General features: G+C 58.6%; 16 protein-coding genes. 10 read left to right on the forward strand and 6 right to left on the reverse strand.

The window, feature by feature from the left end; genetic code table 11:
- Positions 1 to 162: 162 nt before the first annotated feature.
- The 3 genes from pap to AC07YV_RS27305 all read left to right on the forward strand — a co-directional run bounded on the left by pap (position 163) and on the right by AC07YV_RS27305 (position 4,169).
- A complete protein-coding gene (pap, locus tag AC07YV_RS27295; RefSeq protein ID WP_102702330.1) occupies positions 163 to 1,686 on the forward strand; it encodes a polyphosphate:AMP phosphotransferase in 1,524 nt (507 codons plus the stop codon).
- 102 nt (positions 1,687 to 1,788) lie between these two features.
- Positions 1,789 to 2,973 (forward strand): thiolase family protein, encoded by a 1,185-nt coding sequence (locus tag AC07YV_RS27300; RefSeq protein ID WP_102702331.1) that lies wholly within the window; start codon positions 1,789 to 1,791, stop codon positions 2,971 to 2,973.
- 242 nt (positions 2,974 to 3,215) lie between these two features.
- The gene (locus AC07YV_RS27305) at positions 3,216 to 4,169 is read left to right on the forward strand and encodes a DMT family transporter (protein WP_102702332.1); all 954 of its coding nucleotides are present in this window, start codon (positions 3,216 to 3,218) and stop codon (positions 4,167 to 4,169) included.
- Between the two features lie 97 nt (positions 4,170 to 4,266).
- Here the strand turns inward: AC07YV_RS27305 and AC07YV_RS27310 are convergent, their stop codons facing one another.
- Positions 4,267 to 5,661, reverse strand: a complete 1,395-nt coding sequence (locus AC07YV_RS27310; protein WP_102702333.1) for a class II fumarate hydratase — start codon at positions 5,659 to 5,661, stop codon at positions 4,267 to 4,269.
- A gap of 191 nt (positions 5,662 to 5,852) precedes the next feature.
- Between AC07YV_RS27310 and AC07YV_RS27315 the strand changes: the two genes are divergently transcribed.
- The 5 genes from AC07YV_RS27315 (at position 5,853) to AC07YV_RS27335 (ending at position 10,260) form a co-directional block, all read left to right on the forward strand.
- Positions 5,853 to 6,377: a DUF2059 domain-containing protein gene (locus AC07YV_RS27315; RefSeq protein WP_093216221.1), complete on the forward strand. Its 525-nt coding sequence runs from the start codon at positions 5,853 to 5,855 to the stop codon at positions 6,375 to 6,377.
- 12 nt (positions 6,378 to 6,389) lie between these two features.
- Positions 6,390 to 6,689, forward strand: coding sequence for a BolA family protein (locus AC07YV_RS27320; protein ID WP_102702334.1), 300 nt, complete (start codon positions 6,390 to 6,392; stop codon positions 6,687 to 6,689).
- Between the two features lie 180 nt (positions 6,690 to 6,869).
- The gene (trhO, locus tag AC07YV_RS27325) at positions 6,870 to 7,811 is read left to right on the forward strand and encodes an oxygen-dependent tRNA uridine(34) hydroxylase TrhO (protein WP_102702335.1); all 942 of its coding nucleotides are present in this window, start codon (positions 6,870 to 6,872) and stop codon (positions 7,809 to 7,811) included.
- Between the two features lie 3 nt (positions 7,812 to 7,814).
- Complete coding sequence (locus tag AC07YV_RS27330) at positions 7,815 to 8,450, forward strand: DsbA family protein (protein ID WP_102702336.1); 636 nt, start codon at positions 7,815 to 7,817, stop codon at positions 8,448 to 8,450.
- On the forward strand, positions 8,443 to 10,260 hold the full coding sequence (locus AC07YV_RS27335; RefSeq protein WP_102702337.1) for an ABC transporter ATP-binding protein: 1,818 nt from the start codon (positions 8,443 to 8,445) through the stop codon (positions 10,258 to 10,260). Before AC07YV_RS27330 ends, AC07YV_RS27335 begins: the two co-directional genes overlap by 8 nt.
- An 11-nt stretch (positions 10,261 to 10,271) precedes the next feature.
- Here the strand turns inward: AC07YV_RS27335 and AC07YV_RS27340 are convergent, their stop codons facing one another.
- A complete protein-coding gene (locus AC07YV_RS27340; protein WP_494990373.1) occupies positions 10,272 to 11,486 on the reverse strand; it encodes a deaminase domain-containing protein in 1,215 nt (404 codons plus the stop codon).
- Positions 11,483 to 14,902: a hypothetical protein gene (locus AC07YV_RS27345; RefSeq protein ID WP_494990374.1), complete on the reverse strand. Its 3,420-nt coding sequence runs from the start codon at positions 14,900 to 14,902 to the stop codon at positions 11,483 to 11,485. The genes AC07YV_RS27340 and AC07YV_RS27345 overlap by 4 nt, the downstream gene beginning before the upstream one ends.
- Positions 14,903 to 15,205: 303 nt before the next feature.
- Between AC07YV_RS27345 and AC07YV_RS27350 the strand changes: the two genes are divergently transcribed.
- The gene (locus AC07YV_RS27350) at positions 15,206 to 17,665 is read left to right on the forward strand and encodes an EAL domain-containing protein (protein ID WP_102702338.1); all 2,460 of its coding nucleotides are present in this window, start codon (positions 15,206 to 15,208) and stop codon (positions 17,663 to 17,665) included.
- A 76-nt stretch (positions 17,666 to 17,741) separates the two neighbouring features.
- On the forward strand, positions 17,742 to 18,503 hold the full coding sequence (locus AC07YV_RS27355) for an iron-containing redox enzyme family protein (RefSeq protein WP_256357898.1): 762 nt from the start codon (positions 17,742 to 17,744) through the stop codon (positions 18,501 to 18,503).
- A gap of 135 nt (positions 18,504 to 18,638) precedes the next feature.
- On the opposite strand, the gene AC07YV_RS27360 is transcribed toward AC07YV_RS27355, so the two are convergent.
- The 3 genes from AC07YV_RS27360 to mupP all read right to left on the reverse strand — a co-directional run bounded on the left by AC07YV_RS27360 (position 18,639) and on the right by mupP (position 21,464).
- A complete protein-coding gene (locus tag AC07YV_RS27360; protein ID WP_102702339.1) occupies positions 18,639 to 19,565 on the reverse strand; it encodes a GGDEF domain-containing protein in 927 nt (308 codons plus the stop codon).
- A gap of 367 nt (positions 19,566 to 19,932) precedes the next feature.
- Positions 19,933 to 20,673: a YciK family oxidoreductase gene (locus AC07YV_RS27365; protein WP_015093975.1), complete on the reverse strand. Its 741-nt coding sequence runs from the start codon at positions 20,671 to 20,673 to the stop codon at positions 19,933 to 19,935.
- 119 nt (positions 20,674 to 20,792) lie between these two features.
- Entirely contained in the window at positions 20,793 to 21,464 is a 672-nt protein-coding gene (gene mupP, locus AC07YV_RS27370; RefSeq protein WP_102702340.1) for an N-acetylmuramic acid 6-phosphate phosphatase MupP, read from the reverse strand.

A 21,464-nucleotide genomic window follows, 5' to 3' on the forward strand; every position in this document is an offset into this window, starting at 1 on the left:
GACAGAAGTTCAAGAAATGCTGTGCGGGTTACTTCGGCAGCTAGTCCATGGAATGACTGTCCACCACGCAGGAGCTGCCGAAGGCTGCGATCTTTTGATCCAGGCCGCATCGCTCGACATTAACTTCCGCTAGTCTTGCTCACATCTGGAAGGGAGCCATCCATGTTCGAATCTGCGGAAATCGATCACGCCATCGACAAAGAAACCTACGACGCCGAAGAACCGGCCCTGCGCGAAGCGTTGCTCGAAGCGCAGTTCGAATTGCAGCAGCAACGCCGCTTTCCGGTGATCATTTTGATCAATGGCATCGAAGGTGCCGGCAAGGGCGAGACGATCAAGTTGCTCAACGAATGGATGGACCCGCGCCTGATCGAGGTCCGCACCTTCGATCAGCAAACCGACGAAGAACTGGCGCGGCCACCGGCCTGGCGGTACTGGCGGATGCTCCCGGCCAAGGGCCGCATGGGGATTTTCTTCGGCAACTGGTACAGCCAGATGTTGCAGGGGCGGGTCCATGGCGAGTTCAAGGATCCGCGGCTGGACCAGGCAATCAATAGCGCCGAGCGCCTGGAAAAGATGCTCTGCGATGAAGGTGCGCTGATCTTCAAGTTCTGGTTTCACCTTTCCAAGAAGCAAATGAAGGCACGCCTCAAGGCGCTGGCCGACGACCCGCTGCACAGCTGGCGCATCAGCCCGCTGGACTGGCAGCAATCGGAAACCTACGACAGGTTCGTGAAGTATGGCGAGCGGGTGCTGCGCCGCACCAGTCGCGACTATGCACCCTGGCATGTGATCGCCGGGGCGGATGCCCATTATCGCAGTCTGGCCGTGGGGCGGATTCTGCTGGCGGGCCTGCAGGGCGCATTGCAGCGGCCGACGATCCACCCGGAAAAGGTCAGCGCCGCGCCAGTGTTCCCCAGTGTCGATCAAGTGAACCTGCTCGACAGCCTGGACCTGAGCCTGCACCTGGACAAGGAGGATTACGAAGAACAGCTGATCACCGAGCAGGCGCGTTTTTCCGGGTTGATGCGTGACAAACGCATGCGTCGCCATGCGCTGGTGACGGTGTTCGAGGGTAACGACGCGGCAGGCAAGGGCGGGGCGATTCGCCGGGTGGCGGCGGCGCTGGATCCGCGCCAATACAGCATCGTGCCGATTGCCGCGCCCACCGAAGAGGAGCGGGCGCAGCCCTATCTGTGGCGCTTCTGGCGGCACCTTCCGGCCCGGGGCAAGTTCACCGTGTTCGACCGCTCCTGGTATGGCCGGGTGTTGGTGGAGCGCATCGAAGGGTTTTGCAGCCCGGCAGACTGGCTGCGTGCCTACGGTGAAATCAACGACTTCGAGGAACAACTCACAGACGCCGGTGTGATCGTGGTCAAGTTCTGGCTGTCCATCGACAAACAGACGCAACTGGAGCGCTTTGAGGAGCGTGAAAAGATTTCCTTCAAGCGCTTCAAGATCACTGAAGATGACTGGCGCAACCGGGAAAAATGGGATGACTATCGCGCGGCAGTCGGCGACATGGTCGACCGTACCAGCACCGAGATTGCGCCATGGACCCTGGTGGAAGCCAACGACAAGCGCTGGGCGCGAGTCAAAGTCTTGCGCACCATCAATCGGGCACTGGAGGAGGCTTTCGAAAAATCCGACCGGCATGAGCGCAAGAAGCAGAAGGACAAGGATTGAGGCGATGGTTACGCATACGCGAGGTGAATGATTGTCGCGGTTGGTGAAGGGCTGGACTTATGCTCGGTCCACTCTCAACCGACAACAACAATGAGGTATGCCATGCGTGAAGTGGTGATCGTCGACAGCGTGCGGACCGGCCTGGCCAAATCCTTTCGCGGCAAATTCAACATGACCCGCCCGGACGACATGGCGGCACACTGTGTCGATGCCCTGTTGGCGCGCACCGGTATCGATCCGGCAAGCGTCGAGGACTGTATTGTTGGCGCCGGTTCCAACGAAGGCGCCCAGGGTTTCAATATCGGGCGCAATGTCGCGGTGCTGTCGCGCCTGGGCATCGGTACGGCCGGCATGTCCCTCAACCGCTTCTGTTCCTCGGGCTTGCAGGCGATCGCTATCGCCGCCAACCAGATCGCTTCGGGTTGCAGCGACATCATCGTCGCCGGTGGCGTCGAGTCCATCAGCCTGACCATGAAAAGCGTCAACACCGACAACCTGATCAACCCGCTGCTCAAGGAGCAGGTGCCGGGCATCTACTTTCCGATGGGCCAGACCGCTGAAATCGTTGCGCGTCGGTACAACGTCAGCCGCGAAGAGCAGGACCTGTACGCGCTGCAAAGCCAGCAGCGTACCGCCGAGGCTCAGGCCGCCGGGCTGTTCACTGATGAAATCGTGCCGATGGCGGTGAAGTACCGCGTCGAAGACAAGGCGACCGGCCAGGCACAGATCCTCGACGGCATCGTCGACCGCGATGACTGCAACCGCCCCGACACCACCCTGGAAAGCCTGGCCGGCTTGAAACCGGTGTTCGCCGAAGATGGCTCGGTCACGGCCGGCAACTCTTCGCAACTGTCGGACGGCGCGTCCATGACCCTGGTGATGAGCCTGGAAAAGGCACTGAAACTGGGACTCAAGCCGAAAGCGTTCTTCCGCGGTTTTACCGTGGCCGGTTGCGCGCCGGACGAGATGGGCATCGGCCCGGTGTTTTCGGTACCGAAACTGCTCAAGGCCAAGGGCTTGCAAGTTGCCGACATCGATCTGTGGGAACTCAACGAGGCGTTCGCTTCGCAATGCCTCTATAGCCGTAATCGCCTGGAAATCGACAACGCCCGGTACAACGTCAACGGCGGCTCGATTTCCATCGGCCACCCGTTCGGCATGACCGGTTCGCGTCAGGTCGGGCACCTTGTGCGTGAATTGCAGCGGCGCAATCTGCGGTACGGCATCGTCACCATGTGCGTGGGTGGCGGGATGGGGGCTACGGGGTTGTTTGAGGCGGTGAGGTAAACCCCGATATTTTCGTCGTCAGTTAGATAGCCATCGCGAGCAAGCTCGCTCCCACAGGTTTTGTGGCGCCCAAAGAACCTGTGGGAGCGAGCTTGCTCGCGATAGGCGCACCTCGGTCAAAAAACATCCCCGAAGATTACGACCCGCACAGTTTCATTCGCGGCCAGACCGAAACTGTCCCTGTGTACGCCACGGCTCTGCGCCTAGAATGACGGCTCCTGTCAGTTGGCTTCGGGGTTCACATGCACATTTCATCGGGTCGCTGGGTTTACGGTCTGTTCCTGGCCTTGCTGACCGCGTTGTTGTGGGGAATCCTGCCGATCAAGCTCAAGCAAGTGTTGCTGGTGATGGACCCGGTGACGGTGACCTGGTTTCGCCTGCTGGTGTCTGGCGGTTGCCTGTTCATTTACCTGGCGGCCACCAGGCGCCTGCCCAGCCGCAAAGTGCTCGGTCCTCGCGGTGGCTGGCTGGTGCTGATGGCCGTGCTCGGCCTGGTGGGCAACTATGTCTTGTATTTGATGGGCCTGAACCTGCTCAGCCCCGGCACCGCGCAACTGGTGGTGCAGATGGGGCCGATCATGCTGCTGATCGCCAGTCTGTTTGTGTTCAAGGAACGCTTCAGCCTGGGTCAGGGGATTGGCCTGCTGGTGCTGCTGATCGGCTTTGCACTGTTCTTCAACCAGCGCTTGAGTGAATTGCTCACGTCGCTGACCGACTACACCGCCGGCGTGCTGCTGGTACTGCTGGCGTCCACGGTCTGGACCTTCTATGCCCTGGGGCAGAAACAACTACTGACGGTGTGGAACTCGCTGCAGGTGATGATGGTGATCTACCTGTTTTGCGCGGCGCTGCTGACGCCCTGGGTGCATCCGCTCGAAGCGCTGCAATTGAACCCCTTGCAGGGGTGGTTGCTGCTGGCGTGCTGCCTCAACACCCTGATTGCCTATGGCGCGTTTGCCGAGGCCCTGGCCCACTGGGAAGCTTCCCGGGTCAGCGCGACGCTGGCCATCACGCCGTTGGTGACTTTTGCGGCGGTTGCCATGGCGGCATGGCTGTGGCCCGAGTATGTGCATGCCGAGACGATCAATGGGTTGGGGTATGGCGGTGCGGTGCTGGTGGTGCTGGGCTCGGCGCTGGTGGCGTTGGGGCCGTCGTTGATTGCCGGGCTCAAGGCGCGACGGATGCGTGTGGCCTGAAGAGCAAAAGATCGCAGCCTGCGGCAGCTCCTACATTGGGATCTCATTCTCTGTAGGAGCTGCCGCAGGCTGCGATCTTTTCGCTTCAATGCAATTTCTAGCCCTTGGCGCCGGCCTCCAGCATATTCTCCGGCCTTACCCAGGCATCGAACTCCTCATCGGTCAGATACCCCAGCTGCAGCGCCGCCTCACGCAAGGTCAGCCCTTCGCTGTACGCCTTTTTGGCGATCTCCGCCGATTTGTCGTAGCCAATGTGCGGGTTCAGCGCCGTCACCAGCATCAGGCCACGTTCCAGGTGTTCAGCCATTTTTTCCGCATCCGGCTCCAGGCCGGCCACGCAATGCTGCTGAAAGTTACTGCAGCCATCACCGAGCAATCGAATCGATTGCAGCAGGTTATGGATGATCACCGGTTTGAACACGTTCAACTGCAAGTGGCCCTGACTGGCCGCAAAGCCGATGGCGACGTCGTTGCCCAGCACCTGGCAGGCCAGCATCGACAACGCTTCGCACTGGGTCGGGTTGACCTTGCCCGGCATGATCGAGCTGCCCGGTTCATTGGCCGGCAGCCTGACTTCGGCGAAGCCGGCGCGCGGGCCGGAGCCCAGTAGGCGCAGGTCGTTGGCGATTTTCATCAGGGTCACGGCGAGGGTTTTCAGCGCGCCGGACAGCGTGGTCAGGGGCTCATGACCGGCCAGTGCAGCGAATTTGTTCGGCGCGGTGATGAACGGCAAACCGGAGAGGGCGGCCAGCTCGGCGGCGATGGCTTCACCGAATCCGAGGGGCGAATTCAGCCCGGTGCCGACCGCTGTGCCGCCCTGGGCCAGCTCGCAGACGGCGGGCAGTGCGCTGCGGATCGCCCGCTCGGCGTAATCGAGTTGCGCGATGAAGGCCGAGATTTCCTGACCGAAGCTGATCGGTGTCGCATCCATCATGTGGGTACGACCGGTCTTGACCAGCTTCATATGGCGAGCAGCCAGCTCGGCCAGGCCGCCGGACAGCTCGCTGATCGCCGGCAGCAAGTGCTGTTGCACCGCCTGGACGGCCGCGATGTGCATGGCGGTGGGGAAGCAGTCGTTGGAGCTCTGGGAGCGATTGACGTGATCGTTGGGGTGCACCGGGGACTTGCCGCCACGGGGGTTGCCGGCCAGTTCGTTGGCGCGACCGGCGATCACTTCGTTGACGTTCATGTTGCTCTGGGTGCCACTGCCGGTTTGCCAGACCACCAGCGGAAACTGGTCGTCGTGGTCGCCGGCGAGCACCTCGTCGGCGGCCTGTTCGATCAGACGGGCGATATCGGCGGGCAGGTCGCCGTTGCGATCATTGACCCGCGCCGCGGCTTTCTTGATCAGCGCCAGGGCATGCAACACCGCCAGCGGCATGCGTTCGTTGCCGATGGCGAAGTTGATCAGCGAGCGTTGCGTCTGAGCGCCCCAATAGGCTTCATCCGGGACTTCAACCTGGCCGAGGCTGTCGGTTTCGATACGGCTCATCTTGCTCACTCCTGTAGGTCCGATTGCGCAGTTTAGGCCGTGATCGCCGGCCGTGGTTCCATCAGTCTGAATTTGACCATTCAACCCCTCTAAATCAGGTGCGACAAGGCTTGGGGTTGAGCGACACACTTTTTTAGGCGCAGAATGGACGCCCTTGGGGTTTTACCTCGCCAGCTAGAAAAGGAAACTCGATGACTCGTCTTCGTGCCATCTGTACCGCCGTTGCTTTGGTCTGCGCCAGCGGCCAGGTTCTCGCCGACACCGCCAGCCATAACGCCAGTGCCGAGGCTTTCCTGACCATGGCGCACGCTGACAAACTGGGCACTCCGGTGTATATGCAAGTACAGCAGATGTTTGCCCAGCGTTTCGAACAGACCAAAGCCCCTGAATCGAAAAAAGCCGTATTGGAAACCTACCAGGCCAAGGCTAACGCCGCTCTGGACCAGGCCATCGGCTGGAACAAGCTGAAGCCGGACATGGTCAAGCTGTACACCAGCAACTTCAGCGAATCCGAACTCAAGGACCTGGTTGCGTTCTACCAGTCGCCACTGGGCAAGAAAGTCCTGGAAAAAATGCCCCAGCTGACCCAGCAATCGGCCCAGATGACCCAGGCCAAGCTGGAAAGCGCGGTGCCGGTGGTCAACAAGCTGCTGGCCGACATGACCGCCGAGCTGACCCCGAAAGACGCGGCTGCACCCGCCAAGAAAAAGCCTTAAGCGGAGTTCGGTATGACCATGCAACAACGCATCGAATCGACGCTGGCCCTGCTTCAGCCCGAGCATCTGCAAGTGCTGGATGAGAGCCACATGCACAGCCGTGGGCTGCAAACCCATTTCAAGGCGGTGGTGGTCAGTACGCAGTTCGAAGGCCTGAACCGGGTCAAGCGTCACCAGAAAGTCTACGGCACGCTCGGCGAACTGATGGGCGAGTTCCATGCGTTGGCGCTGCATACCTACACACCAGAGGAATGGGCGCAGATCGACGCGGCTCCGGCCTCGCCGACCTGTGCCGGTGGCAGCAAGCATTAAGATCATCAAGATCAAAAGATCGCAGCCTGCGGCAGCTCCTACATGGGGATACATTCTCCTGTAGGCGCTGCCGCAGGCTGCGATCTTTTTTGTTAGAATGCCCAACGCGCCGCTCACCCGGCGCGTTTTTTTTCGCATCCGGTTCACCCCTTACGAGGGTAGCCACCTGGAGATTTACCCATGACACAACAGATTGTCGTGGCGGCACTGTATAAGTTCGTCACCCTGGAAGATTACGTCGCCCTGCGCGAGCCCCTGCTGCAAGCGATGGTCGATAACGGCATCAAAGGCACCCTGCTGATTGCCGAAGAAGGGATCAACGGCACCGTGTCCGGCAGCCGCGAAGGCATCGACGGGTTGATGGCCTGGCTCAAGAACGACCCGCGCATGGACGACATCGACCATAAAGAGTCGTACTGCGACGAGCAGCCGTTCTACCGCACCAAAGTCAAACTCAAGAAAGAAATCGTCACCCTTGGCGTGGAAGGCGTGGACCCGAACAAAAAGGTCGGTACCTACGTCGACCCGCAGGACTGGAACGCGCTGATCAGCGACCCGGAAGTGCTGTTGATCGACACCCGTAACGATTACGAAGTCTCGATTGGCACCTTCGAAGGCGCCATCGACCCGAAAACCACCAGTTTTCGCGAATTTCCAGACTACATCAAAGCCAACTTCGACCCGGCCGTGCACAAGAAGGTCGCGATGTTCTGCACCGGTGGCATTCGCTGCGAGAAGGCGTCGAGCTACATGCTCAGCGAGGGCTTCGGTGAGGTCTACCACCTCAAGGGCGGCATCCTGAAGTACCTCGAAGAGGTGCCGCAGGAAGAAACCAAGTGGCAGGGCGACTGCTTCGTGTTCGACAACCGCGTGACCGTGCGTCACGACCTGAGCGAAGGTGACTACGATCAATGTCATGCCTGCCGCACACCGGTCAGCATCGAAGACCGCACGTCCGAGCATTACGTGGCCGGCATCAGTTGCCCGCATTGCTGGGATAAGCTGAGTGAGAAGACCCGTCGCAGCGCCATCGACCGGCAGAAGCAGATCGAACTGGCCAAGGCTCGTAACCAGCCTCACCCGATCGGCTACAACTACAAGCAAGCATCCACCGAGGCCTGAACCATGTCTGCGCGACTGCTCTATGTGATGGACCCGATGTGTTCCTGGTGCTGGGGGTTTGCCCCGGTGGCCAAGGCACTGGTCGAGCAGGCGCAAGCCGCGGGTGTGGATGTGCATCTGATCGTGGGTGGTTTGCGCACCGGTAGCGGTGCGGCGCTGGAGCCGACCACCCGACGCTATATTTTTGAGCATTGGCAGGCGGTCACCGAGGCCACCGGCCAGCCGTTCAAGCTTGAAGGCGCGCTGCCCGACGGTTTTGTCTACGATACCGAACCTGCCTGCCGGGCCTTGGTGACGGCGCGCAGCCTGGCGCCGGATTGCGCGTTGAAACTGCTCGGGCTGATTCAGCACGCATTTTATGCCGAAGGCCGTGATGTCACCCAGGCCAGCGTGTTGGTCGAGTTGGCGGAACAGGCCGGTTTGCCGCGCATCGAGTTCGCCGGCGCTTTCGATCGGGCTGACATGCACGCAGCCACCGCCGCCGATTTCACCTGGGTCCAGGACCTGGGCATCGCCGGTTTTCCTACATTGCTCGCTGAACGCAATGGTCAATTGGCATTGCTGACCAACGGCTATCAGTCTCTGGGTGTGCTGTCCCCGCTGCTCGGCCGCTGGCTGGAGCGCGCTGCCTGTGCATGACCTGCCCGATGACGTCGCCACCGCCAAACGTGTCGACCGTCTGAGCTGGGCGGAAATCCGTCGCCTGGCCCTGCATCACAAGAAATCCCTGTGGATCGCCAACGGCGTGGCCGTGCTGGCGACCTTGTGCAGCGTGCCGATTCCCTTGCTCCTGCCGTTGCTGGTGGACGAGGTGTTGCTGGGGCACGGTGACGCCGCGCTCAAGATCATGAACCACGCGCTGCCCGAAGGCTGGCAAAAAGCGGCGGGCTACATCGGCCTGATGCTGCTGGTGACCTTGACCCTGAGGTGTACGGCGTTGCTGTTCAACGTGGTGCAGGCGAAATTGTTCGCCGGGTTGGCCAAGGACATCGTCTACCGCATTCGCATACGCCTGATCGAACGGCTCAAGCGTATCTCGCTGGGTGAATACGAAAGCCTGGGCAGCGGCACGGTGACCACGCATCTGGTCACCGACCTGGACACGCTGGACAAATTCGTCGGTGAAACCCTCAGCCGTTTCCTCGTGGCCATGCTGACCCTGGTCGGTACGGCGGGCATTCTGATGTGGATGCACTGGAAACTGGCTTTGCTGATCCTGCTGTTCAACCCGCTGGTGATCTACGCCACGGTGCAGTTGGGCAAACGGGTCAAGCACCTGAAGAAACTCGAGAACGACAGCACTTCGCGCTTTACCCAGGCGCTGACCGAAACCCTGGATGCCATCCAGGAAGTTCGCGCCGGCAACCGTCAGGGGTTCTTCCTCGGTCGCTTGGGGCAACGCGCCCGTGACGTGCGCGACTATGCGGTGAATTCGCAATGGAAAACCGATGCGTCGAACCGGGCCAGCGGTTTGTTGTTCCAGTTCGGCATCGATATTTTCCGCGCCGCGGCCATGCTCACGGTGTTGTTCTCCGACCTGTCCATCGGCCAGATGCTCGCGGTGTTCAGCTATCTGTGGTTCATGATCGGTCCGGTCGAACAGCTGCTGAACCTGCAATATGCCTACTACGCTGCCGGCGGTGCGCTGTCGCGGATCAACGAGCTGCTGTCGCGCGCTGATGAGCCTGAATACCCGGGCGGCGTCGACCCGTTCATCGGGCGCGAGACGGTCGGGCTGGAAGTGCAAGGGTTGAGCTTCGGCTACGGCGATGAACTGGTCCTGAACCAGATGAACCTGTCCATCGCCCCCGGCGAGAAGGTCGCGATCGTCGGCGCCAGTGGTGGGGGCAAGAGTACGCTGGTGCAACTGCTGCTGGGCTTGTACACGCCGTTGGCCGGAACCATTCGCTTTGGCGGTTCGACCCAGCAGGAGATCGGCCTGGAAACCGTGCGGGAAAATGTTGCCGTGGTCCTGCAGCATCCGGCGCTGTTCAACGACACCATCCGGGCCAACCTGACCATGGGCCGTGAGCGCAGTGACGAGGCTTGCTGGCATGCACTGGAAATCGCCCAATTGCACGGCACGGTGCGGGATTTGCCCAATGGCCTGGACAGCGTCGTCGGGCGCTCCGGCGTGCGTCTGTCCGGCGGACAGCGCCAACGCCTGGCCATCGCCCGGATGGTGCTGGCCGAGCCCAAGGTGGTGATCCTCGATGAAGCCACCTCTGCACTGGATGCTGCCACCGAATACAACCTGCACCAGGCCCTGGCGCGGTTTCTGAGCAACCGCACCACGTTGATCATTGCCCACCGCCTTTCGGCGGTGAAACAGGCTGATCGAGTGCTGGTGTTCGACGGCGGGCAAGTTGCCGAGGACGGCGACCACCAGCAGCTGATTGCCGATGGTGGCCTGTATGCCAAGCTGTATGGGCATCTGCAGCGGCACTGACCGGCAAGCAATTACTTCCAGATCACGTCCAGTGCATTGGCGCTGCCGTCATAGCCGAACTGCTTGATCACGACCGAGCACGATTCGCATGGCTTCAGCGTGGTGGCGATCGTGATGGAGTCCAGATCCTTGGGATTCGGGTATTTGCCGCGGATGACACTGATTAGTTTGCTTTCGGTGTCCAGTGAGGTGGGGCGAGAGGTGAGCGCAGGCGTGTAGGTTTCAATGTCATTGATGGTGCGCGGGATCGCCTGCAGTTTGCCTTGGGGCGTTACATCAAGTGCGGTCTTCGGGAAGCGGACTTCATGATCGATATTGAAGTAGCTGGTGCTGCCGACTTTGACCTCATTCGTATGTCTGTTTTTGGCAAACAATGGCAGGAAGCCCGTATCACCCTGGTTACCGGAAACGCTGACATACACCTCGCGCACCCCGGCTTTTGTCTTGATTTCGGCGAACGCGATGTTCCGGGGTGTGTGCAGGGGGCGTCGTGTTTTCTGGCGGATGAGGCGTTGCAGGCGCATCATCGTGTCATCGATTTTTAATGCCTTGGGCCCCGCCTGCGCCGACGATGCGACGGTGATGACGTTTCTTTCGAACAGGTTGTTGAAAATTTCCGCAGTCGTTTCACGTGCGCTGTCGGGGGCAGCCTTGGACAGCGACCAGGTTGCGGCACCGTCGGTGGAAAACCGAATGATCATTCGTGTGGAATGATCGAATAAAGCCGCTTCGCCCGGGCTGGTATCAACCTTGAGCCATTTGAGTGTTTCAGGTGGATTGGTATGGCCACCGATCGGGATGGCAATCTCATCCATCGCTTTCAGTGCTCGCTCTACCAACGCCTGGCCATGGATTCTGACCATGTTGTTGGCATTCAGAGAGCCGGTGTACACCACCAATAACTCGTTTTTCAGTTCATCGGATAGGGTGTCGGCTTTCTTGAACGTCAGGAGGTCATGCACGCCATGTCCAGGCGCGCGCTCGGCGAAGTAAAAGTCCCCGGCGTTCAACCGCGTGAATACGTAGTGTTTTGAACCGTCCGCCGCTTCGACAATGATACTGCCGACGTGGAAGTTATCGGCGAGTTCTTCTCCTGGAACGGGGACACTGACCATGACCCGCCCATAAATACCCTTTTGAAATTCCATTGTGCCCTGAAGGGTTGAGTGGGTGCGGATCGCGCTCACTTGCATTGCAGCTCTGTTGGTCGCGGGGATGTAAGTCATATCCCCGAACCAGGGCGCCCAACCCTTGGCAGTATCAAAACTGCCGATGTCGGGTGTGGGGGCAGGGGAGCGAAGGACATAGCTGGTTTTACACGGCGCGGAACCGGGTATGCGACAGCCGCCTTGTAGCTGTCCTTCAGGTCCATCAAGTCGGCGCGGCGTAACACATCGTCCTTCAGTCGGTAAGGTTGGTCGTCAATGAAGAGCGTCGTCCGGCCATCGACTTCAAGCACTTCGCGCACGCTGCTTTTGTCAGCCAGCTCGACAATGACATTGTCTTTGGTTTTTTCCAGGGGGCTGTAGTGGGATCGCCCCAATGAGAACTCACTCGAACGGCTGCGTAGCAAGGGGCCATAGGGCTTGGACGACAATGGATCGACCAGGTAATACTGCGCCTTGCCTGAGGACGACAGATTACGTACGGGTACATCGTCCAGACCTCTCAGGGACGCTAACTGGTCGCCGTTGACCAAAGGCTTCCAGCGGCCCGCACCAGTGACCTGCGGCAGGCTGCGGGAGAAATTATAGTGACCCGCTCTGCCCGCCAATTCCTTGATGCTGAAAATACCGGATCTGCCGATTTTCAGTCCTTTTGATCCCAATGCCTTGAGCAGCGCTCCGATGCCGTCAAGCGGGTTCAGTGCCTGCAAGCTCAAAATCAAAAACTCCTTGGTCAGCAATTTAAATGCTGGAAGTCTGGCGCGTAAGGTCAGTTGGCCGGCATTGCTGACTAGTTTTGTCGAGCCCGAAGCAAACTTGCCGATCGGTTGTGCGAATGACAACAGGTCGATGAATACTCCGAACACTCCATTGATAAGGCGTGTCTTTTCGCCTGAGGCCAGATCTTCGATACTTTTCCAGAATGGCACGAAGATTTTGATAACTTCGAGGACTTCATCCTTCTCGGCTTTTTCGCGCTCAAACGCAGTCTGCCCGGCACAGTCCTTGTAGAGCTGTTTGGGGTCTACAAACGGTAGCAGGCTGGCAATGAAATGACTGATTTCCAGGCAACGGGGTGAGGAAAGTGTCAGTGGCGCACTGTTTACGGTTTGCACATCGTTGGAAGGTGCGGTGAACGTATCACCTAGCTGTTCGATGATTGCCTCACAGACCGCTCCCGCGTTGGGTGCGCGCCCGATCGAATGAGCATCCCAGTCAAAGGGTAATGTCTGGTTGCGCAACACCGAAACTGAAACGGTCCCTCTGTTCATTCGCCACGTCTCGGTTTTTTGGGCACCCCCGAATTGCTTCGACTCGGGGTTTTCGACGCGGCGTATCAGCCCTGCTCGGGGTAGCAGTTCGTAAGTTCTTGTTTCCTTGGCGTAGGTCGTCTGCAAAATCAGGCCGTTACGGGCTCGTAGTGGCAGGATTATTTCAGGTGTTTCGTTTTGGGCTTCTACACCGCTGGTTTCCTTTCTCAGGCTATGGATTTTGAGTTCACCCCATTCAATGGCCTGACGATCGTCGAATGGGAGTGAAGCCAGTTGACTGCGAATCAGCGTTTGGTAAGCCGTTGTCTGTCGTTCAAGATAATCCAGGAAGCCGTGATAGAACATCGATTTGACTTCTGGCAGGATGCCAATTACCGCCGGTATCCCTGATGCTTCCCAGTAAAAGGGCGACGCTACCTTTCGGTTACTGTCGATCTTGAAATAGTATTGACTGACGGCGCCATCAGCCTGCGTGTAATACCATCGTGTCTGCTCATCGAATTCATTTGAGGCGAGGATGTCGATGAGCGAATAGTGATCGTACTCCCTGCCACTGAGGGTCGGAACGCTATTCCATCGGATGGTCTCGCGTTCTTTCCTCGCCAGCTTCCTGTTTTGCGCGACAAAGCGTTTTCCAAAGAACTTTTCCGCTACGGTTTTCGCCATTGATAGTCGGTTTGGCGGGGTTTCGTTGATTCGGGTGATGGCAGTGCCGAGCGTATTGGTGTGTTTATCCAGCTCCGATAGCGCCAGTTCGATTTCGGGCTCTGTGTAATCTTCATGACGCTTAGGCAGGATGATGCCTTGGGTCACTGCCCAGTCCAGTGTCGGCAGCAGCCTTGCCAGACTGATTTCTTTCAGTTGCTCGTCTGTCGCTCCCTCGGCCCGATCGAGGGCCAGGTTAACCAATTGCTGAAAGGTCATTCTGCACAACGCTCCAGGGTCGGTAGCGTTTATCAGGTTCACGCCATTCAGGAAATTCACCCAAACAAGGGAGCTCCGGTATGGAAGCGCGGTCGGAATATCGGGGACACGGAACTCGACCGGAAACCGGTGCAGAAACAATCGGGCCATAACAATCGCTTCTTTTTCCGATGCGGCCCGTTTTGACGAGAGTAGATGGGTCTCGAATTCGCTTCTGATGGCCTGATAACTTTTGCCCCAGTGTGAACGCGCCAGCCAATCGAAACCGGCAATTTCTTCCGGGTTTCGGCTCGGTGACTCAAACCAGAATTGCAATGCGTTGGCTATGACTTTGATGCGGATGTGCGGCGACGTTTCTTCACCAGGTGCTCCTCCATACCAATTCAAAGTCGACAGCAAGCCGGTTGCCAGTTTCTCGGCTTCAGGGTTTTGCAGGATCTTTTCAAGAAAAACGGTAGGAGTGGCGCGGATTTGTTCAACGGTAGCCGACATAAGAATGTCATTGGCCAGATGGGTGAATGGAGAAATGCCGGCCTCGGGCACAAACGTTCTTATCGTTTCGATCGTTTCCGCACCGATGATCTGCTCTTGTACTTTTTGCATAGTGACACTGGAGGGATCGGATGAAGCTGCCCTGACAACTTTGAAAAATTTGCGATCCTTTTCACTGGGAGGGCGCTTCAAGTCGACAATGTTGAAGTCGTCTTCCAGTTTCAGACGATAGCTTGCGATTTTTTCCTCAAGGGCATTGATGGCAGCTTGGTGTTCAGCCGAATTGGTCGGATCCCAGGGGGCAAGGCCGTAAAAAGTGGCCATTCTTGGCAGACTGATATGGCGGTCGTAACGGATCTGTCCACCCAGCAACTCGGTCGCCTTTTCGATCCGTGCTTTAGGTTCTGACCATTTTTCAGATCCGGTTAATTTCAGAACTACCTTGTTCTGGTCATCGCGATTCGACGTCTCGTAGACGTAGGTTCCGTCTTTTGCAGTGACAATCAAATAGTGAGGGGACACGTTTTTACTTTTACACAGTGCTTGGTACTTGCTGTCTTTCATCAAGTCTTGCAAAGCGGTTTGACCGGCTTCATTTACTTGATCCAGGGGAGAGCGCGTGCAGGGTCTGAGCAGTGTTTGCGCGAAATGAGACATAGAGCTGACTTCTGCGCGCAGGAAAGACAGCAATAATTCATAGTCATCCAGTTGGCCCTGATAGATCTGCGAAGTGGTCGGGGCTGAATTTGAAGTTTCAGCTGATGTGCTAGTCGAAGTGGGAGTTTGCATAAGCCTGCTTCTCTTTTCGTTGCGTCGGTTGGTGGGCGCTCGATTGAACGAGCATTGGCGTTTCGCCACCGATTACAACGGTTCATGGCAAGGGCTGTGCGGTACATAGATAATGCAGCGTTTCTGAAGAAGTCGATTTCTGTTCGAGGTCTATGGCAGGGCTGGTACGGTGCTGGCGTTACTGCAAGAGCGCTGCTCACGGTGGGCGGCAGTTCTTACTTGCCGGGATCACGAATGCCCCCTAGTCTGGCTAAAGCGATTACGTCCGGAAGACGAGCAAGCAGTGCTAATGCAAGGGACCTCATGAATCAAACGCGGACTCTCGGAACGCCACGGTTGTTGGGCATTGTCTGGCCATTTATCGCCGTTGTGTTGTTTCAAGCCTTGCTGGGCGGCGTTAGCCTTTATGTGCTGTCGGCCGTTCGCGGCTATGTTGCCGGCGAAAGCCTTTGGTCCAAGGGCCAGAAAGACGCCATCTATTACCTCAACCTTTACGCCGACAGCGGCGACGAAGGGATATTTGAAAAGTACCAGAACGCCATTTCCGTGCCTCAGGGCGGGCATGAATTGCGTGTGGCGCTGGATCAGCATCCGCCGAATATCGAAGCGGCGCGTGTGGCGATTCTCAAGGGGGGCAACCACCCGGACGACGTTTCCAGCCTGATCTGGCTGTACCTCAACTTTCGTCACTTCAGTTACCTCGAAAAAGCCATCGACCTGTGGACCGTGGGTGATGCCTATCTGGCCAAGCTCGATGACGTTGCCAGGGACATGCATCAGCACATCAATACCAGCCCTGCCTCTGTTGCGGATATCCAGCGCTGGAAGGCGCAGATCTTCGCGATCAATGATGAAGTGACTCCGGCGGCGAAAGCCTTCAGTGATGCACTGGGGGAAGGGTCGCGGGTGATTCTTCGCCTGCTGCTGCTGACTAACCTCGCCACCGCGCTTGGATTGATTGCACTGGCGCTGATGCGCACCCGCAAGCTGCTCAAGCAGCGCCATGCCTTCGCCGATGCGCTGCAACTGGAGAAAGAACGGGCGCAGATCACCCTGCAATCGATTGGCGACGGCGTGATCACCACGGATGTTTCCGGTGCGATTGCCTACATGAATCCGGCGGCCGAGGCGTTGACCCACTGGAAGGCCGAGCAGGCGACAGGCTTGCCGCTGGCAGCGCTGTTCAACCTGCTGGACGAAGAGGCCCAGACCGATGGCTTCACCCTTATCGAGCATATACTCAGCGGCCAGCTCAGTGGCGGCAGCGAGCACTCCAGGCTGATTCAACGCCTGGACGGCAGCACGGTGTCGGTCACACTGGTGGGCGCGCCCATCCGCAATGCTGGCAAAGTCAGCGGGACGGTGCTGGTGCTGCATGACATGACCCAGGAGCGGCAATACATTGCCAACCTGTCATGGCAGGCGACCCACGATGCCTTGACCGGACTCGCCAACCGCCGTGAATTCGAATATCGCCTGGAACAGGCGCTGCACAACCTGACCCGCTACTCGGGGCGCCACGCCCTGATGTTCCTCGACCTGGATCAGTTCAAACTGGTCAACGACACCTGCGGCCATGCGGCGGGCGACGAACTGTTGCGGCATATCTGCGCCTTGCTGCAATCGGGGCTGCGCGAAGGCGATACCCTGGCGCGCCTTGGCGGCGACGAGTTTGGCATCCTGCTGGAAAACTGCGCGCCGGAAGCGGCGGAGAAAATTGCCGAGAGCCTGCGCCAGACTGTGCAGAATCTGCATTTTGTCTGGAAGGGCCGACCTTTCGTCACCACTGTCAGTATCGGGCTGGTTCATGTCGCGCAGAATCCGACCACGCTCGAAGTCTCGCTGCGGGCTGCTGACATGGCGTGCTATATGGCCAAGGAAAAGGGTCGCAACCGCGTCCAGGTCTATCATCCGGATGACTCGGAACTGTCCCTGCGTTTCGGTGAAATGGCCTGGGTGCAACGTTTGCACATGGCGCTGGAGGAAGACCGCTTCTGCCTGTACGCCCAGGAAATTGTCCCCTTGGGCCATGTCGAGCAGGACGGCGGGCATATTGAAATTCTGCTGCGATTGCATGATGAAGCGGGGCGGATGATCTTGCCCGACAGCTTCATTCCGGCTGCCGAGCGTTATGGCCTGATGAGCTCGCTTGATCGTTGGGTGGTGCAGAACGTGTTCAAGATCATTGCCCAATGCCGGGCCGAGCAAGGCCCCGGTCCGCTGGCCATGTGTGCGATAAATCTGTCAGGCACGACGATCGGGGATGAGGCGTTCCTGGACTTCTTGCGCGAACAGTTTGTGACGCATTCGATTCCGCCTGAAATGATTTGTTTTGAAATTACTGAGACCAGTGCCATTTCGAATCTTGGCAGCGCCATCAGATTCATTAATGAACTCAAAGGCTTAGGATGCCATTTTTCACTGGACGATTTTTGTGCCGGAATGTCCTCATTCGCGTACCTGAAACATTTGCCTGTAGACTTCCTGAAGATCGACGGGAGTTTCGTAAAGGATATGCTGGACGACCCGATTAACCGCGCCATGGTCGAAGTGATCAATCACATCGGCCATGTCATGGGTAAGCGCACGATTGCCGAGTTTGTCGAAACGCCTCAGATCGAGCAGGCATTGCTGGAGATCGGGGTGGATTACGCTCAAGGGTATGTGATTGAACGCCCGCATCTGTTTACCAGCGATAGCTTGTTGAGTCGTCCTGCCAGGCCCCAACCGATGTTGTTCAAGGCCCCGGGCACGTTCCGTTGAAATTCCTGCCGGTCTTACAATCACAATCAAAAGGAGCTCGACAGTGATCGACACATTCAACCGAACCGGACCGCTCATGGAAGCTGCAAGTTACCCTGCCTGGGCCCAGCGCCTGATCCAGGATTGCAGCGAGAGCAAGCGCCGGGTTGTCGAACACGAACTGTACCAACGCATGCGAGACAACAAACTCAGTGCGAAGACCATGCGCCAATACCTGATCGGTGGCTGGCCGGTGGTCGAACAGTTCGCGTTGTATATGGCACAAAACCTGACCAAGACCCGTTTTGCCCGTCATCCCGGCGAAGACATGGCCCGTCGTTGGCTGATGCGCAACATCCGCGTCGAATTGAACCACGCCGATTACTGGGTGCACTGGAGTCGCGCGCACGGTGTCAGCCTGGAGGACCTGCAGGCACAGCAGGTTGCACCGGAGCTTCACGCGTTGAGCCATTGGTGCTGGCACACCAGTTCAGCCGACTCGCTGATCGTAGCGATTGCCGCCACCAACTACGCCATCGAAGGAGCGACCGGGGAATGGTCGGCGGTCGTGTGTTCCAACGGTATCTACGCCGCCTCGTTCCCCGAGGAGGATCGCAAGCGGGCGATGAAGTGGCTGAAGATGCATGCCCAGTACGACGATGCCCATCCGTGGGAAGCCCTGGAAATCATCTGCACATTGGCGGGCACCAACCCGAGCAAATCCCTGCAGGTGGAATTGCGCCAGGCTGTTTGCAAGAGCTACGACTATATGTACCTGTTTCTCGAGCGTTGCATGCAATTGGAGCACGCAGAGCGGGCGCCGGTCGTTCGTGAGCGAATGGCATTGGCCGAAGGCTGATTCAAAGTCTGCTTGAAAAAACTGTGGGAGCGGGCTTGCTCGCGAAAGCGGACTGTCAGTCAACATCATTGTTGAAGGTCAGATCCCATTCGCGAGCAGGCTCGCTCCCACATTGGTTTGTGTCGTGGCTGAATATCAGCCCGCCATCTCCAGCCGGTTACGCCCTTCGCGCTTGGCCACATACAGTGCACTGTCTGCCCGTCGCAACAGGCTGTCGGCAGACTCGCCGGGCAACAGGGTCGAACAGCCGAGGCTGACTGTCAGCACGATCGTATGGCCGTCGGCCAGGTACTCTTGAGTCTGCACTGCAAACCGCAGCCGTTCACCCACCATGGCCGCGGGTTCGCGGCTGGTGTTGGACAGCAGTATCAGGAACTCTTCACCGCCATAGCGGAACACCATGTCGACGTTGCGCAACTGGTTTTTGATCGAGGCGGCGACCGCCTTGAGCACGTCATCGCCAGTGCTGTGGCCATGGGTGTCATTGACTTGCTTGAAGTGATCGATGTCCAGCATCAACACCGATAACGGTTGCAGATGGCGCCGGGACAGCTCGATTTCCCTTTGCAACGTCTGGTCCATGGCGATGCGGTTACCGGTGCCCGTCAGCGGGTCGCGCAGTGCGCTTTGGGTGGCGGTACGGTAAAGCAGCGCGTTGCGCATCGGAAACAGCAGCGCGGCCAGCAGTGATTCGAGATTGCCCTGTTCCTGTTCGCTGAAACGCTGATTGCGGCGGAAAATCAGTTCGCCCAGGTGTTCGCCATCGTGACTGAGGCTGTAACTGATGGAATGGTGGCCACGCTGGCCGAACTCCAGGCGCAGATCACTGCTCTTGTGCAGGTAACACAAGGCGTCTAACGGCACCAAACGCTGAATCTCGCGATAGAAAGTCCCAAGAATGCGCTGCGGCTCCAGACTGGTTTGCAGTTGCAGGCCCAGTTGCTGGCGCATTTGCGCAAGGCTGACGGGCCGTTCCAGGAGAGGCGGCTGCTGACCAAAGCCCAGGCGCTGCAATTTGGCGCTATCGAAGTCAATTGCGTTGGTCTGGGAAGGTGGTTTCATTAGGCGTGCGCCCCTAAGCAGTAAGGCTGTCTTACAAGCAGGGTGAGAGCGGCTTAGGGCTGCGCGTCGTACTGGTCCATCAGTCCCGTAGGACATTTCGTACAAGTTTAATCTGCTTTCTGGAAGATGAGTAACGACTGCACTCACGCTTCACCCCGTCTGCTTTCACGTTGCGTGTCTGAGCAAACTTAGAGCGAAAGTCGTGCCATTCGGTTCATCAGAATAAAATTCGTAGTAAATCAAATGGTTGTGCTTCATCTACTACCGGTATGGCGTGGCGTGTGACGGTTGTTTGACAGGTGCCTGGGGTGTCTTCGAGTGCCGCGGCGGGAAGCCGGCGCGGCACCGAAAAAGCGACGTACGGTCGTTATTGGGCGTTGAACGCCTGGCCATTGATGCCGGTGCTGTCCGGACCCATCAGGTACAGGTAGACCGGCATGATCTCCTCGGGCGTCGGGTTGTTCAGCGGGTTTTCACCCGGATAAGCCTGGGCGCGCATGCTGGTGCGGGTAGCGCCCGGGTTGATGCTGTTGGAGCGTACCGGGGCCACGGTATCGACTTCGTCAGCCAGGGTTTGCATCAGGCCTTCGGTGGCGAATTTGGAGACGCCGTAAGCGCCCCAGTACGCGCGTCCCTTGCGGCCGACGCTGCTGGAAGTGAACACCACCGAGGCGTCCTGCGACAGCTTGAGCAGCGGCAGCAATGTGCTGGTGAGCATGAACATGGCATTGACGTTGACTTGCATGACTCGCATGAAGTTTTCGCCGGAAAGCTGCTCGATCGGCGTGCGCGGGCCGATGATCGAGGCATTGTGCAGCAGGCCGTCGAGATGCCCGAATTCGTTTTCGATCATCGCCGCCAGCTCATCGTACTGATGGGGCAGGGCGGTTTCGAGGTTGAACGGGATCACCGCCGGTTGTGGATGCCCGGCGGCTTCGATTTCGTCGTAGACCTGGGTCAGGTTGGCTTCGGTCTTGCCCAGCAGCAACACGGTTGCGCCGTGGGCGGCGTAGGTCTTTGCCGCTGCGGCGCCGATGCCGCGTCCTGCGCCGGTGACCAGGATGACCCGATCCTTGAGCAGTTCGGGGCGGGCGGAATAATCAAACATAGAAAACCTCTACATAATCCATCAATAGAGCTGAAAAGATCGCAGCCTGCGGCAGTTCCTACAGGGGATCGACGTGCATCCTGTAGGAGCTGCCGAAGGCTGCGATCTCTTGACGTTAATCAGCAGCCGCAGAGGGCGCTATCCAAAACCTTGCGCAACTCCAGCGGATGATCGACCACCACGTCCGCACCCCAGTGACGCGGGTTATCGTCAGGGTGGATGTAGCCGAAGGTCACCGCAGCCGTCCTGGTGCCGGCATCACGGCCCGACTCGATGTCGCGCAGGTCGTCGCCGACGAACAGCACGCTGGCCGGGTCCAGGTCGAGCATCTTGCAGGCCAGGATCAGCGGCTCCGGATCCGGCTTGCTGTTCTTCACGTGATCCGGGCAGATCAGCAGCGCCGAACGCTCGGACAGCCCCAGTTGTTGCATGATCGGTTCGGCGAAGCGCAGTGGCTTGTTGGTGACCACGCCCCAGATCAGGTTGGCTTTCTCGATATCGGCGAGCAACTCGGCCATGCCGTCGAACAGCTTGCTGTGCACCGCACAACCGACGAGGTAGCGCTCCAGGAACTCCAGGCGCAACGCTTCGAAACCCGGCGATTCCGGATCCATGGCGAAGGTCACGGCGACCATCGCCCTGGCGCCGCCGGAAATCTCGTCGCGGATGTGCTTGTCGTTCATCGGTGGCAAGCCGCGGTCGGCACGCATCGCCTGACAGATCGCAATGAAGTCTGGCGCGGTGTCGAGCAGGGTGCCGTCCATGTCGAAAAGAACTGCTCTGATTGGCAT

The organism is Pseudomonas sp. GW456-E7, from assembly GCF_059424105.1.

What these genes read in the sequence shown, in the direction of transcription:
- pap (WP_102702330.1), top strand. Translation starts at nt 163, where the DNA reads ATGTTCGAATCTGCGGAAATCGATCACGCCATCGACAAAGAAACCTAC.
- AC07YV_RS27300 (WP_102702331.1), top strand. Translation starts at nt 1,789, where the DNA reads ATGCGTGAAGTGGTGATCGTCGACAGCGTGCGGACCGGCCTGGCCAAA.
- AC07YV_RS27305 (WP_102702332.1), top strand. Translation starts at nt 3,216, where the DNA reads ATGCACATTTCATCGGGTCGCTGGGTTTACGGTCTGTTCCTGGCCTTG.
- AC07YV_RS27310 (WP_102702333.1), bottom strand. Translation starts at nt 5,661, where the DNA reads ATGAGCCGTATCGAAACCGACAGCCTCGGCCAGGTTGAAGTCCCGGAT.
- AC07YV_RS27315 (WP_093216221.1), top strand. Translation starts at nt 5,853, where the DNA reads ATGACTCGTCTTCGTGCCATCTGTACCGCCGTTGCTTTGGTCTGCGCC.
- AC07YV_RS27320 (WP_102702334.1), top strand. Translation starts at nt 6,390, where the DNA reads ATGACCATGCAACAACGCATCGAATCGACGCTGGCCCTGCTTCAGCCC.
- trhO (WP_102702335.1), top strand. Translation starts at nt 6,870, where the DNA reads ATGACACAACAGATTGTCGTGGCGGCACTGTATAAGTTCGTCACCCTG.
- AC07YV_RS27330 (WP_102702336.1), top strand. Translation starts at nt 7,815, where the DNA reads ATGTCTGCGCGACTGCTCTATGTGATGGACCCGATGTGTTCCTGGTGC.
- AC07YV_RS27340 (WP_494990373.1), bottom strand. Translation starts at nt 11,486, where the DNA reads ATGACTTACATCCCCGCGACCAACAGAGCTGCAATGCAAGTGAGCGCG.
- AC07YV_RS27345 (WP_494990374.1), bottom strand. Translation starts at nt 14,902, where the DNA reads ATGCAAACTCCCACTTCGACTAGCACATCAGCTGAAACTTCAAATTCA.
- AC07YV_RS27350 (WP_102702338.1), top strand. Translation starts at nt 15,206, where the DNA reads ATGAATCAAACGCGGACTCTCGGAACGCCACGGTTGTTGGGCATTGTC.
- AC07YV_RS27355 (WP_256357898.1), top strand. Translation starts at nt 17,742, where the DNA reads ATGGAAGCTGCAAGTTACCCTGCCTGGGCCCAGCGCCTGATCCAGGAT.
- AC07YV_RS27360 (WP_102702339.1), bottom strand. Translation starts at nt 19,565, where the DNA reads ATGAAACCACCTTCCCAGACCAACGCAATTGACTTCGATAGCGCCAAA.
- AC07YV_RS27365 (WP_015093975.1), bottom strand. Translation starts at nt 20,673, where the DNA reads ATGTTTGATTATTCCGCCCGCCCCGAACTGCTCAAGGATCGGGTCATC.
- mupP (WP_102702340.1), bottom strand. Translation starts at nt 21,464, where the DNA reads ATGCCAATCAGAGCAGTTCTTTTCGACATGGACGGCACCCTGCTCGAC.